Here is a 12,819-nt window from a genome sequence, read left to right as displayed (position 1 = left end):
TATAGATTTATCACTATAGGCTGTTATAACTATAGTTGCTGCTGTATTCTGAGGCTGCAACTATAAACTATAGCAGGAAAGCCCATCGACTCTCCTGCTATAGTTCAGATTTATTCCTCGGGGCAGCGGCCCGGGCCAATGTCGCCTTTGTTGTAGGCATCCAGCAGTGCGGCCCATACCAGCAGTTGTGCCACTTCGGGGCTGGTTTCACCTTTAAAGAACTGGGTGGCCCCTGCCAGGGCTTCATCTACTTCGGGGGTGGTAGAGGCTCCGCTCTTTATGTTCAGTTTTGCCGTAATGTAGGGTTGTGCCAGCATAAAGTAAGCATTCCCTTTGGATGGTAAGCGCTGCAGCAGTTCCAGGTAAGTCTGGCCGCTGTTAAAGAAAGCTGTTTTAGCAAAGGAGTTCCAGGTGCGGTTATAGTGCTCAGTAGCAGGGTCAGAATGGTCTAGCCAGTAAGTTCTGAGCTGGGTGCAGCCGTATTTTTCTTCTTCTTCCGTATTTTCGCCGGCAAAGCAAAAGGCAATGTTATCGATGGCAGCAGAACCAACAATGCCTTCGCCATCCAGCACTACTTTAAGTTTTGTTACATTGGCTGTATTGCCCAGGTCTACTGTTTGTTTGCTGTTGTCGCCGCGCGGTACCAGCTGTACTTTGTGCAATTCTTTGCCACTGGCATCGTACAGGTACACCCACGAGTTGTTTTCGTTATCGCCTTCACGGTTATCCACGTCCAGCACCCGCATCGATTTTACAGTAACTGCCTCCGGAAAAGTGAGGGTAATGTCGCCACCCCAGCGATTGTCGTTTGGTTCGTGCTCTTCGCCCAATTCCTGAATTATGAGCACCTTGCCCCAGTCTGTTGTATACAAGTCGGCATCATCTCCGGTCGGGTGTTCAGAATCGAAGATCATGGCGCGGTTATCGTTTACAAAATCGCCGTCGCTGTTGCGTGCCCGGGCGTATACTTTTATGGACCCAAAACCGTCGCCGGTACTGATCTGGTCTATGTAGTTACCGGCTTCTGCCGTTTCAAATGTAAGGTTATCACAAACAGTAGCGTTCCCGTTACGGCCACTTTTCAGGCCGGCAAAAAGGTCGTCGTCCTGGTTGCAACTATAAAAGAGTAAAGCCGATAAGAAAAGCAGAGGGAGTTTAATTTTTTTCATAGCATGCAGGTTAAGTTCACAATGTGCCGGCACCGCCTTTACTGGCAGTGCACCGCAGGCAAGCCAGCGTGGCTGCCGTTAGCAATTAACCTTTACGAAAAACCTGCATTTAAAGCCAAACCACCCCATCAGAATAGTGCAATACCAAACTATAGCCCGGTTGTTTCTGCCGCAGCCAAGCTGTACATAACGCCCTCAAAACTATAGCTAAGGCCTGCTTGCATCTATACTTATTAAGCGTGTGGCAATGACTCTGAACTGTAGAAAAAAAAACTGGTGCAAAAACAGTTGTTTACATACCCTGCTTCTGCACCAGTTTATAGTTGTGGATCAGCTTCCGCTTAGTCGTCGCACGATCCCGGACCTATCAGGCCGTTGTTGTAATCATCCAGTAGTTCGGCCCATTCCAGTAGCTGGGCTCTGCTTGCGCTCATAGTGCCATTAAAGTATTTTCTGGCGCCTTCCAGGGCTTCGTCTACTTCGTCAGGGGTTGAGGCGCCGGCTTCTACGTTCAGCACAGCGGCTATGTACTGGTGCGCCAGGATAATTCGGGCATCTCCGCCTTTAGGAGCCATCCATAAGATGTCCGGATATTTGCCCAGGTTCCCTAATGTTGCGTTCAGGTAATCATCCCAGGCAGCGTCGTATTTACCGCCTTTGTTTTTACCTACGCCAGAGTGGGTTTTCCAGTAGCCCTGGGTGCGGGTACAGCCGTACTCCCCTTCATCTGGCACACAGAACACAATGTCATCAATCGCGCCGGAGCCAACATAGCCATCATCTCCAGCCAGTACAACTTTAATGTACTTCACATTGTCGATACCTTCGGAGCCGTTAAAGGTAACTGTCTGGGTACTGGCATCTCCTAAAGGCAGCAGATGTTCCACATCCAATAGCTGGCCTGTGCTGCTGTACAAGTACACGTAAGATTCATTTTCATTCAGGTCAATATCTACCGCGCCAAGGCTTTTAACAGTAACCGGCTCCGGAAATTCCAGCCGCATGGTGCCGCCCCAGCGGTTATCGTTTGGTCCATCGGCAGGCGAGGTGCCTATCTCCTGAATGATCAGCACATTTCCCCAGTTTACTTCCAGGTCATCATCATCGCCGGTAAATGTAGGGCCATCAGAATCATACAGCACAGCCCGGTTCATGCTTTCTAAAGTACCGCCGCTGTTGCGGGCTTTGTTAAAGATACTGATCGGGCCAAAGCCACCTGTTGAGTTGATGCTGTTGATATACGCCCCCGTAGCACCCGACTCAAAATCAATTATATCGCAGTCCTCGCCCATGTTATGCTCACTTGTGTTCAGCGCAACAGGTTCCACTTCTTCCTGATCTTTCTCGCAACCGTAAAACAGGAGCGCAGCCGCTAACACAGCCATAGTTCTTGTTGATCTTCCCTTCATAGCTTTCATGATTAATTTTAGTATGTAATTTGGTGATGTTTGTTTGCTCATTGCCTGGCAGCAACGCGTAGAGGAACCTGCTATATCCGGCAAATTTGCTCTCTGGACACAGATAGTACTAAAGTGTGTTTTTTTGTAAGTATACGCATACACACCCCTGACCCAAACGGGCGGAGATGGGATTTTAGTAAACTGCTATTGGAAATGCTTTAACAGATTTAAAACCTACGCGACGGGGCTTTCACGAAAATCATCAGATACAGCAGTGCCAGCAACGATACGGCTGCCCCTGCCCAGAATACCATCCGGAAATTGTCGGCGTTGTTATTATAGAGCCAGCCAGAGCAAAGGGCGCCAATGCCTATGCCGGCTTCCATGGCAATATACATGGTGGCCATGGCGCGCCCGCGGTGGTCTTCGTGGCTCAGGTCTATGGTCCAGGCAAAAACGGTGGGTGAGTTCATGCCTTGCCCTACTCCAAACAGCACACCGGCCAGCATCAGCTCGGTCAGGTTAGAGGAGAACCCAACCGCCACCATGGCTAAAATAAGTACAGCCGAACTGATGCGCAGTACTTTTACGCGGCCATATTTATCCGACACCCGCCCGGCTATAAAACGAATTGCCAGCGATGCCAGGGTAAAGCTCAGGAAGAAAAGCCCTTTGTTTTTTATGCCCAGGTGCTCACTGAAATCGGGTACAACGGTAAGTATAGTTCCGAAAGAGAAAACTGTGAAGAACAGCACTACAGATGGCGCAATCACACGGGGTTCGAACAGCTCGCTTCTGGAAATCTTAAGCAGCCCCATCCGGAATTTGTGTGTGTCCTGCACGGTTTCCTGCATACGTGCCACCACCGCTACCGACAAAAATGCAGTAAACGACGAAGTGTAGAACATTACATCCAGCGAAAAATGGTTGGCAATAGCCCCGCCCAGCGCCGGACCGGCTGCCATACCTAAACTACCACACAGGCCAAGCAAGCCGGTAGCTTCGCCACGCCGCTGCATAGGAATAATATCGGCTACGTAAGCGGCCGTGCCGGTAGGCGTAAAACCCGTAGAAAAGCCATGCACAAAACGCAGCAGCAGGAAGGCCGCTACCGAACCCGTAACCGGGTACAGAAAACCACAGAGGATACACACGGCACCGCCCACTACCATTACCGGAATGCGGCCAACCTTATCGGCCAGCTTCCCGCTGAACGGCCTGGAAAGACCTGCTGTGAGCGTAAAGAGCGAGATGATAAGGCCTTTGTATTCTTCGCCGCCCAGGCTGGTGAGGTAGTCGGGCAACTCCGGGATGATCATGTTGAAGCTGGCAAAGAACAGAAACGAGCTCAGGCAAAGTAACCCAAACTGTAACCCGTAAACTTTTGTCTCCTGCTTTTCCATCTATGGCCTTAAATCGGGCGCAAGTTGGCAAAGTATCTCTTACCAAACTATAGTTACACCAGAATTGCTGTGCAGGAAATGAACAGAAGGCAGGCTATAGTTTCGGACAGGCAGTTAAACAGCTACTCTGGCAGGGTGAGCCAGTACGCCATTTACTTTTACATTCTGCTCCAGGGCTGCCAGGCTGATACTGGCCTGTATGTGGCGGGCAATTTTAGGGTCAGAGATATGGGCAAGGTGCAGGGTCACTTCTTTTTCCTGGCGGAGACTGAAGATAACGCGATCTTCCGTCACATCGATGGACCGGATCTGGGTCCAGCGCAGGCGGTGAGCTTTTCCGAACAACGTCAGCCGGAATCCCAATTGCGACGAATTCATGGAGAAAAAGGTATCCTGCAGCGGAATTAAGTTAATACCAACAGCCACACCTACGCCGCCAATTAATACCAGCACCACAGCGGCCAGAAGCCAGCCCGGCCGTACGGCATCCAGCCATAAAAACTCACGAACTATAGCATAGCCACCGCCAGCCAGCAAAAAAAGGCCAAGCAACAGCATGTTCTGCTTTATCCTGGAAAGTTGCTTTCGGGTATGTAAGGAAACAAACATCAGCGCTGCTCTTCTATTAAGTGAATGCCTTTCAGCAGCACCATAGACCGTATCTGCTCGTTTGCCTTGTGCAGGGCAGTTGCGTCGTGGATCATGGTGAGCGGTACCAGGTGCTGTGCTTCATTTTTCAGGACAAATTCTACCTGATCCAGCGACAGGCGCACTTCGTCCACTTCATCCCAGTCAAAATCCTGCTCTTTTTTCAGGAAGCCGGTGCGGTAACACACGCTCTGGGAAGTAAACGTAAGATGACGGCGATACTCCGGGTGGCTGTCGAACCAGATGCGGGCCAGCAGAAACGAGAATACCAGCAAATGCAGCAGGTACAGCCCCAGAAATCCGTAAGCAAAGCCTTTGGTAAAGATCAGGTAAGCGAGCAGGCCCAGTTGTACCAGCAACAGAAAAACAGCCAGCGTAGTAGTGCGCTGTTCCGCTTTTGGGTTGTTGGTATAAGTATCGTCAAACAGCCTGACTTGGGCTTCCTGCATAAACCGGATAATTCGTCAGTCTAAATATAGGCAATTTATAGTTTAATGCAAAGTGTTGATGTGCGGGGCGTGCTGCTTACAGCGCTTTTCAGTTGATTTTAGTATATTCAGGCTCCGAACAACTATCGCATGAAAAAGATACACACCCTGGGGCTGGGAATCATGTTGCTGAGCGCCGCCTGCCAGTACATACCACAAAAGAGCGCAGAGCCGGCTGGCATCAACAAATTTGCTGACCCGCATTTACAGGAAATATATACACTACAGGACGAGCGCCGCACTTCTGACCTGCTCCCATATCTGCAGCACGGCAAACACACCTACCGCCGGGAGGCAGCCCTTGCCTTTGCCTCGGTGCAGGATACCGTGGCCCTACCACAGCTGCTGAGCTTGCTTACTGATACCTCTTCAATGGTACGGTCGGCGGCGGCGTATGCGATTGGCCAGATCGGCCACAAAAAAGCAGAGAACGCACTCATGGGCCACATTGACCATGAAACAAAACCACAGGTGCAGGCAGAGATGCTGGAGGCATTGGGCAAGATCGCTACGCCGGTGGGAGTGGAATTTCTGACAAACTATAAAGCGCATAACCCCACGGCTTTGGGCGGCCAGGCCTGGGGACTATACCGCGCCGGTTTACGCCAGCAGCATTCGGAGCAAAGCATAAAACTGGGTGCTAAACTGCTGCAGGAACGCAACCCTTACGAGGCCCGCCTGGCAGCAGCACAATATTTAGCCCGTGTTTCTAAAGTAGATCTTACTTCGCACCGCGAGCAGTTACTGACCACGGCTACTTCTGATTCGTCGGCGGATGTGCGCATGGCGGCGGCACAGGCCCTTGGCAAAGTACGGGCTATAGATAAAGCACGGTTCCTGAGCGGCATTGCCCAAAGCGACCCGGATTACCGCGTGCGCCTGAGTGCTATCCGCTCCATGACAGGGCTGGATTACGACGACATACGCGTAGCGCTGCTGGCCGGCCTGCAGGACCAGAACATCAACACAGCAGTGGCCACTTCCGAATTTATAGTGGCGAACCCGGAGGATATCAGGGTATCGGATATGCAGCAGGTATTGCCTAAGTTGCTGGATGCCCGGGTGCGCGGCAACGTGATCTGGGTGATTCTGCAGAACAGCCCGGCCCGCCAGTTCCTGAGCGAACGCTACAAAGGCTACTTCCAGAACGCCAACAACCCTTACGACAAGGCACAACTCCTGAAAGCGCTCTCCGGCGACTTCAATAATTTTAAATTTATAGCGGAGGCCATGTTCGCCGCACAGCAGCCCGTAATTGGCACGACCGGCATGGATGCACTGTTGTTGATGCGCACGCAGCCCGACTTCCCGAAAGCCCTCGAAGCAGAGTTTGCCGAGACCATGAAACGCGCGATCGGCTCCGGTGATGTGGCCCTGGTAGGCATGGCCGCAGGCGCCATCCGCGACCCGAAACTGAACCTGCGCAGCCATTACACCAACTATAGTTTCCTGACACAGGCCCAGCAAAAACTGCAGCTACCCCGCGACATGGAAACCAACATAGAGTTGCAACGCACCATCGATTACCTGAACGACAAGGAAACCGTAACCCCTGAAAATCCTTTCACACACCCGATCGACTGGGCACTGGTAACCCGCATTCCGGCAGACCAGCAGGTAGAGATCAGAACAGAGAAAGGCGTGATTACCCTGCAGCTGTTTGTGGAAGATGCGCCCGGCTCGGTGGCTAACTTTGTAGAGCTTATTCAGGAAAGCTTTTTTGATGGCTTATATTTCCACAGGGTAGTACCGAACTTTGTGGCACAGGGCGGCGATAAGCGCGGCGATGGCTGGGGCAGCTCTGAGTATTCTATCCGCTCTGAGTTTGCCCCCCTGCATTACCGCGAAGGTTACGTGGGCATGGCATCAGCCGGAAAAGACACCGAAAGCAACCAGTGGTTCATTACCCACTCGCCTACCCCGCACCTGGACGGCCGCTACACTATTTTCGCCAAAGTAATAAATGGCATGGACGTAGTGCACCAACTGGAAGTAGGCGATAAGATACACTATGTAAAACTACTCGGAGACCTTGCTCCTGCCAACCCGGCACCGTAATTATAGCACCAACTATAAATTATAGTTTAGCTGAACTTTATAATTGTAAGAACTATAGTTATTACCATGGCGCGAGCTTCTTCGCTCGTGTCGAACTATAGTTTGGGCGTCCCGCCCAGTTGGATTGCAAATCCAACTTTATAAAAAGTCACGGATCGCAGATCCGCGCCAGCGTGAAATTATGGAGTTTGGCAAACTATAGTTCTATAGTTCGGGCTATAGTTGTATTGCTTTTGCAAAGCAAAGCCAGTTGCAACCGGCTGCTATGTATAGCCACAAATTGCGCTGACGCTAAACTTGCGGCATTCCGGAATAAAAAAGGCGACACTTTTGTGCCGCCTTTTTAGTTTATAGTTGCGTCGTTTTACTTTCTCTCAGCTAACGTTTCATCAGCTATAGCCCAGGCTTTTAACAGTGGAATGAACTCCTGCTGCAGGGTTCTGCTGCGGTCTTTGCCATACCAGCCGTGCAGCTTTTCAGCCATCTCTTTAAAATCCAGCTTCTGTTCCTTTGCCTCTAACACCAATTGCTGGGCCGGCTCCGGGCGCGGGCCCCAGGTGCCAAGTTCTTCCAACGTCTCGGCATCCAGCGCAATCAGTCTTGGAATAGAACGGCCGCCGTTGGTCAGGTAGGCATCCATCACGTCCAGGTTCTCGTCTCGGAGCAGCAGTTTTACTTCTATCAGCTGGCTGGCTTCGGCAATTTTAATAATGCCCGGCAGGTTCTGGGCTGCGTCGCCGCACCAGGCTTCTGTCAGCACTACCCATACCATTTTACGCTCCACATTTTTCAGCGTCTCCAACATCTCGTCTGTCAGCACTGCCGACTTTTCGCCGCGGCGCATGCGGTGCAGGTTCATGCGGGTGTATTCTACTAAGTCTTCGGCGTGATTGGTGCCGGTTGTTTTGTTTTCTGCCAGCAGTTGCTCGGTCAGTGTTACGTAGTCGCTATAGTTCAGGGCCTGCTGCAGGTGAGCCGGCGTAATTACCTTTGGTTTATTTTCTGAGGTCATTTCGTTTATACTTTCTGATATTTCTGAGCCGTCTATAGTTGCCTTCAGGCTCGTGGATACAACAACCCGGCATCAGAAATGTTTCCGGAGGCGCGTTCCTGTAAACTATAGTTAGTGGTTTGCTTCAAAGGTTTTCTCGCCGGCCGGTATCGGTATCTGTAAAAAGTTCTGCTTCGGGGGCAGCGGGCAGGTAGCGTAGGTTACAAATGCGCAGGGCGGGTTATAGGCCTTGTTGAAATCGATGGTCACGTTTCCGTTGGCATCGGGCAGATCGGTGTACAGGTAGCGGCCGGCGCCGTAGGTTTCGTGCCCGTTGGTCTTGTCGGCAAAGATCAGGAACAGTTCGTCGCCTTCTTTCAGCGCGTCGAGTTTGTGCTGCTTTCCGTTTATGGTAAACACCAGTGCTCCCGGGGTTTCTTCCTGGCTGGTCTGGCCTACAATGTTGGTGATGGCTATCGTTCTGCCGGTAGTGTTAGGCTCCAGTTTTGCCTGTACTTTATAGTTCGGATCAACCTCGTAGCGGTCTATGCCCGTAAAATTCTTCCGGATGTCGCTTTCGGTATCGAGCAGGCGCACGCCGTATTTATCGCCGCGCTTTATCACAAACCAGGTAAGCGGGCCATGGTTCAGTTTCGGAGCTTCTGCCGTGTCCGATTCGAAAACGATGGCTTCCTTTACAGGCTTTCCATCCAGCAGCACAGCAGCTTCATCGTTCAGTTTTACGCGCACCTTGTTATCTGCCAATACAAACGTACCGGCCCGTGCTGCTATCTTCCCGTCCGGAAAAACAAGGTCGTTGTCAGGGGCGCTGCCAAAGGTGTTCTCGCCGGGCTCCAGCCAGAACAAACCAGCCAGGGCCAGCCAGCCGTCTTCTTTCTGCAGGTTTTTCAGTCGCTCCTGGTGCCAGGTATCTATAGTTGCCTTGTAGGCTACAGGGTCTTCTGCGGTAGCAGTGGTTGCTGTGGTTTCGGGCGTGTTGTTGCAGCTGCTTATAGTTACCAGGCCGGTTACAAGTGCCGCTATCGTTAGCAGGTGTTTAAGCATTTATCAGGATAAAGGTTATAGTTCTAAAAACAGCAAGATACTACAAATCTGATTTTGAGAACTGATATTTTATTTAGATATTTGTCTAAATACCTAAACTACAACGTGAACAAAATATTTAAAGCACTGAACGACACCACCCGGCGCGAGATCCTGAATCTGCTGAAGGAGAAGGACATGACGGCCGGCGAGATTGCAGACGCTTTTAATATCACAAAACCCAGCATTTCGCATCACCTGGACATTCTGCACCAGGCCGAACTGGTGACATCCGAAAAGCGGGGACAATTTGTGATCTACTCGCTCAACACCACCGTGCTGGACGATATTTTATCCTGGATGATGACGCTGAAAAAATAGAACCATGAAAAAAAGAAGCAACTTTTTAGAGATCCTGATCTGGAGCCTGATGCTGGTGCCGCTGGCATTCCTGTTCTTAAACTGGGCCGAACTGCCGGACCGCGTACCGATCCATTTCAACCACAAAAGCGAAGCCGATGACTGGGGTAGCAAGAATTTCCTGGCCGGGCTGGTGCTTTTCATGACCTTAGGCATGAACCTGCTGCTGTTAGCTATTCCAACTATAGACCCGAAAGATAAGATCGCGAACATGGGCAGCAAATACCACCAGCTGCGGTTAATGCTGGCGCTGTTTATGGCGGCGCTGGCCGTGTTTATAGTGTACAGCGCCAAAGCGGGCAGCCTCGAGAACTCTAACTTTGTAAATGTGCTGGTAGGCGCGCTGCTCATCTCGTTCGGTAATTATTTCCAGGCCATCAAACCCAACTACTTTCTGGGCATCCGCACTCCCTGGACTCTCGAAAGCGAAACCGTATGGCGCAAAACACACCGCCTGGGTGGCAGGCTCTGGATGGTAGGCGGCGCCGTAATGTGTCTTACTGCCCTTATCCACGATCCTGTTATCCGGCTAACGCTTTTCCTGGGCACTGCGGCTGTAGTGACGTTGGTACCGGTTGTTCATTCGTTCATCCTGTCGCGCCGCGAACGGCAGGCAGCATAGTAAGTAAATCTATAGTTTAGATCTCATGAAAAAATACTTCCTGTTTATAGTTTCAACTATACTTACCACCGGCATTTGCCTGGCGCAACAGCCCACCCAAACTATAGTTGGCTCCTGGAACGGTGTCTTACAGGTAGCCGGCACCAAACTGCGGCTCGTTTTCCACATCAGCAACACCAACGACACCCTGACCGCCACCATGGATAGCCCCGACCAGGGCGCAAAAGGCATTCCGGTAAGCACTGTAAAGCTGGTGCAGGATAGTTTGTACCTCGATATCCCGATGATACGCGGTTCGTATGCGGGTAAAATAACCGGCCCTGAAACGATAGACGGTTACCTGAAACAGGGCGGGCAAACCATGCATATTCCGCTTACCAAAGGCGAAGCTGCCGTAGCCAAACGCCCGCAGGAGCCCGCAAAACCTTACCCTTACCAGGAAACAGAGGTAACTATAGCCAATAAAACCGCAGGAATTGACCTGGCCGGCACGCTAACTATGCCACAGGGCAAAGGGCCTTTTCCGGCTGTGGTGCTGATTACCGGCTCCGGCCCGCAGGACCGCGATCAGACCATTATGGGGCACAAGCCGTTCCTGGTTTTAGCAGACCACCTTACCCGCCAGGGCTTTGCCGTGTTAAGGCTCGATGACCGTGGTGTCGGAAAATCGGGCGGAAACTTTGCCACTGCCACCACCGACGACTTTACTACGGACATAGAAGCGGCCTATAGTTACCTGAAGAACTATAAAGGCATAAACCCGAAAAAGGTAGGTCTGCTGGGCCACTCCGAAGGTGCGCTGGTAGCCGCTAAAGTTGCCGCTAACCACCCCACCGCTGCTTTTGTAGTGCTGATGGCCGGAAGTGCCGTGCCCGGAACCGAACTACTGGTAGCTCAGAACGAAGCCCTGCTGAAAACCGCCGGCGTGCCGCAGGAAACGCTGCAGAAATACCTGCAACTCCGCAAAGCCCAGTTTGACGTAGCCGCCACCGAACCCGACCTGTTTAAAGCAGCTACCGCCATCCGTGAACTGGAACAGCGTGCCAAAGCCAGTTTTACCGAACAGGAACAAAAGCAACTGGGCCTTACGCCGCAAAGCGAACAAGCTATAGTTGCCCAGCTCAGCTCGCCCTGGATGCGCAACTTCCTAAAGTATAACCCTGCCCCTACCCTGCAGAAACTAAAAATGCCTGTGCTTGCCCTGAACGGCACTAAAGACCTGCAGGTGCCTTACCAGCAAAACCTGCCAGCCACCGAAAAAGCCCTGAAAGCCGCTGGCAACAAGAACTATAGTATAAAAGAGCTGCCCAACCTGAATCACCTGTTCCAGACTGCCACCACCGGCATGGTAACCGAGTACGGCCAGTTAGAAGAAACGATAGCACCTGTGGCTCTGGAAACTGTAAGCAAGTGGATGAAGGAAGTGGTGAAGTAACGGTAATTATTTGCTCTCGCAGCAACTATAAATTATCCTGGTTCGGATAGAAATGTGTAAGTTTAACACATCATGTATGGTACATGCGCTATAACCTATCCAACAAACTTTTACCAAATGAAAAAGCTCTTTACCCTGTTCTTTTCGCTTATCCTTTCAGTATCGGTTTTTGCCCAGAAAGCCGGACTGAGCCTGAACCTGCAGAAAGATCAGGTTTACAAACAAGTCACCACCTCTAAAGGCACCATTGTGCAGGACTTTAATGGTCAGAAACTGAACATGGTGATGATCATGGCCGGCACGATGTCTTACCGGGTGAAATCAGTAAGCCCGGCCGGCTATAACATGGAAGTTAGCTTCGATAACTTAAGCATGGCTATGCAGGTACCGCAGGGCAACGTGGAGTTTAATTCAGAAAAGAACGACCCGAACGACATTTTCTCGACGGTACTAAATGCCATGAAAAACAAGCCTTTCCGGGTGGTAATGAGCAAAAGCGGGAAAGTAACCGAGATAGATGGTGTTGATGCGATGTGGGGCTCAACCATTGACCAGTTCAGTCAGCTGTCTGATGCGCAGAAAGCTCAGATAAAGGCGCAGATCATGAAATCATATGGCGAGGAAGCCATGAAAGGAAGTATAGAAACGGCTACTGCTATTTACCCGGAAAAGCCGGTTAACAAAGGCGACAAGTGGACAGTAAGCACCAAACTGGAAGCCGGTATGTCTGCTAACCTGAACACTGAATTTCAGTATGCCGAAAACACCGCAGACCATGCCCTTCTGAGAGGCACTTCCACAATCGCGACAGCCGACAAGGATGCTTACATAGAGACAAACGGAATACCGATGAAGTACGACATAACCGGCTCACAGGTATCTGAAATTAAAGTTGATAAAAAGACTGGCTGGATTCTGGAAGCAAAAATTAACCAGAACATGAAAGGTGATGCGCACATCAAAGACAACCCACAGTTGCCAGGCGGCATGACCATTCCCATGACAATCGAAAGCGAGACAACCATCTCTGGCAAATAACTATAGTTTAGCTTACAACTACCTACTGCGCCTGATAAGGATCAACATTATCAGGCGCAGTTTTTACACCAATTCTATAATTTACACCATCTGTAAAATGTAA

12 protein-coding genes are annotated in these 12,819 nt (G+C 50.9%); 5 read left to right on the top strand and 7 right to left on the bottom strand.

The genetic code is table 11. From position 1 onward, the window contains the following. Positions 1 to 110: 110 nt before the first annotated feature. From H7F15_RS17675 to H7F15_RS17655, 5 genes are all read right to left on the bottom strand, one after another. Positions 111 to 1,169 (bottom strand): hypothetical protein, encoded by a 1,059-nt coding sequence (locus H7F15_RS17675; protein WP_185198323.1) that lies wholly within the window; start codon positions 1,167 to 1,169, stop codon positions 111 to 113. 341 nt (positions 1,170 to 1,510) lie between these two features. Further along, the gene (locus H7F15_RS17670) at positions 1,511 to 2,578 is read right to left on the bottom strand and encodes a hypothetical protein (protein ID WP_185198322.1); all 1,068 of its coding nucleotides are present in this window, start codon (positions 2,576 to 2,578) and stop codon (positions 1,511 to 1,513) included. Positions 2,579 to 2,796: 218 nt separating this feature from the next. After that, on the bottom strand, positions 2,797 to 3,972 hold the full coding sequence (locus H7F15_RS17665) for an MFS transporter (RefSeq protein WP_185198321.1): 1,176 nt from the start codon (positions 3,970 to 3,972) through the stop codon (positions 2,797 to 2,799). 114 nt (positions 3,973 to 4,086) lie between these two features. Further along, positions 4,087 to 4,581, bottom strand: a complete 495-nt coding sequence (locus H7F15_RS17660; protein WP_185198320.1) for a hypothetical protein — start codon at positions 4,579 to 4,581, stop codon at positions 4,087 to 4,089. After that, a complete protein-coding gene (locus H7F15_RS17655) occupies positions 4,581 to 5,069 on the bottom strand; it encodes a hypothetical protein (RefSeq protein ID WP_185198319.1) in 489 nt (162 codons plus the stop codon). Before H7F15_RS17655 ends, H7F15_RS17660 begins: the two co-directional genes overlap by 1 nt. Positions 5,070 to 5,198: 129 nt before the next feature. Between H7F15_RS17655 and H7F15_RS17650 the strand changes: the two genes are divergently transcribed. Then, entirely contained in the window at positions 5,199 to 7,166 is a 1,968-nt protein-coding gene (locus H7F15_RS17650) for a peptidylprolyl isomerase (RefSeq protein WP_185198318.1), read from the top strand. 364 nt (positions 7,167 to 7,530) lie between these two features. Here the strand turns inward: H7F15_RS17650 and H7F15_RS17645 are convergent, their stop codons facing one another. Beyond that, entirely contained in the window at positions 7,531 to 8,178 is a 648-nt protein-coding gene (locus H7F15_RS17645; protein WP_185198317.1) for a thioredoxin family protein, read from the bottom strand. A gap of 111 nt (positions 8,179 to 8,289) precedes the next feature. Beyond that, positions 8,290 to 9,222 (bottom strand): DUF1684 domain-containing protein, encoded by a 933-nt coding sequence (locus H7F15_RS17640; protein WP_185198316.1) that lies wholly within the window; start codon positions 9,220 to 9,222, stop codon positions 8,290 to 8,292. 105 nt (positions 9,223 to 9,327) lie between these two features. On the opposite strand from H7F15_RS17640, the gene H7F15_RS17635 reads away from it, so the two are divergent. The 4 genes from H7F15_RS17635 to H7F15_RS17620 all read left to right on the top strand — a co-directional run bounded on the left by H7F15_RS17635 (position 9,328) and on the right by H7F15_RS17620 (position 12,716). Then, on the top strand, positions 9,328 to 9,582 hold the full coding sequence (locus tag H7F15_RS17635) for an autorepressor SdpR family transcription factor (protein WP_185198315.1): 255 nt from the start codon (positions 9,328 to 9,330) through the stop codon (positions 9,580 to 9,582). A 4-nt stretch (positions 9,583 to 9,586) separates the two neighbouring features. Beyond that, positions 9,587 to 10,243: an SdpI family protein gene (locus H7F15_RS17630; RefSeq protein ID WP_185198314.1), complete on the top strand. Its 657-nt coding sequence runs from the start codon at positions 9,587 to 9,589 to the stop codon at positions 10,241 to 10,243. A gap of 25 nt (positions 10,244 to 10,268) precedes the next feature. Next, positions 10,269 to 11,678 (top strand): S9 family peptidase, encoded by a 1,410-nt coding sequence (locus H7F15_RS17625; RefSeq protein WP_185198313.1) that lies wholly within the window; start codon positions 10,269 to 10,271, stop codon positions 11,676 to 11,678. Between the two features lie 117 nt (positions 11,679 to 11,795). Beyond that, a complete protein-coding gene (locus H7F15_RS17620; RefSeq protein WP_185198312.1) occupies positions 11,796 to 12,716 on the top strand; it encodes a DUF6263 family protein in 921 nt (306 codons plus the stop codon). Positions 12,717 to 12,819 lie beyond the last annotated feature (103 nt).

The sequence above is a fragment of the Pontibacter sp. Tf4 genome (assembly GCF_014212495.1).
In the GTDB taxonomy this organism is placed as follows: domain Bacteria; phylum Bacteroidota; class Bacteroidia; order Cytophagales; family Hymenobacteraceae; genus Pontibacter.
Note: the sequence above shows the minus strand (reverse complement) of the source record. Positions and strands in the feature narration are given on the sequence as shown.

Excerpts from the sequence above, each read along its gene's own strand:
- H7F15_RS17675 (WP_185198323.1), bottom strand. The coding sequence starts at position 1,169 with ATGAAAAAAATTAAACTCCCTCTGCTTTTCTTATCGGCTTTACTCTTT.
- H7F15_RS17670 (WP_185198322.1), bottom strand. The coding sequence starts at position 2,578 with ATGAAGGGAAGATCAACAAGAACTATGGCTGTGTTAGCGGCTGCGCTC.
- H7F15_RS17665 (WP_185198321.1), bottom strand. The coding sequence starts at position 3,972 with ATGGAAAAGCAGGAGACAAAAGTTTACGGGTTACAGTTTGGGTTACTT.
- H7F15_RS17660 (WP_185198320.1), bottom strand. The coding sequence starts at position 4,581 with ATGTTTGTTTCCTTACATACCCGAAAGCAACTTTCCAGGATAAAGCAG.
- H7F15_RS17655 (WP_185198319.1), bottom strand. The coding sequence starts at position 5,069 with ATGCAGGAAGCCCAAGTCAGGCTGTTTGACGATACTTATACCAACAAC.
- H7F15_RS17650 (WP_185198318.1), top strand. The coding sequence starts at position 5,199 with ATGAAAAAGATACACACCCTGGGGCTGGGAATCATGTTGCTGAGCGCC.
- H7F15_RS17645 (WP_185198317.1), bottom strand. The coding sequence starts at position 8,178 with ATGACCTCAGAAAATAAACCAAAGGTAATTACGCCGGCTCACCTGCAG.
- H7F15_RS17640 (WP_185198316.1), bottom strand. The coding sequence starts at position 9,222 with ATGCTTAAACACCTGCTAACGATAGCGGCACTTGTAACCGGCCTGGTA.
- H7F15_RS17630 (WP_185198314.1), top strand. The coding sequence starts at position 9,587 with ATGAAAAAAAGAAGCAACTTTTTAGAGATCCTGATCTGGAGCCTGATG.
- H7F15_RS17625 (WP_185198313.1), top strand. The coding sequence starts at position 10,269 with ATGAAAAAATACTTCCTGTTTATAGTTTCAACTATACTTACCACCGGC.
- H7F15_RS17620 (WP_185198312.1), top strand. The coding sequence starts at position 11,796 with ATGAAAAAGCTCTTTACCCTGTTCTTTTCGCTTATCCTTTCAGTATCG.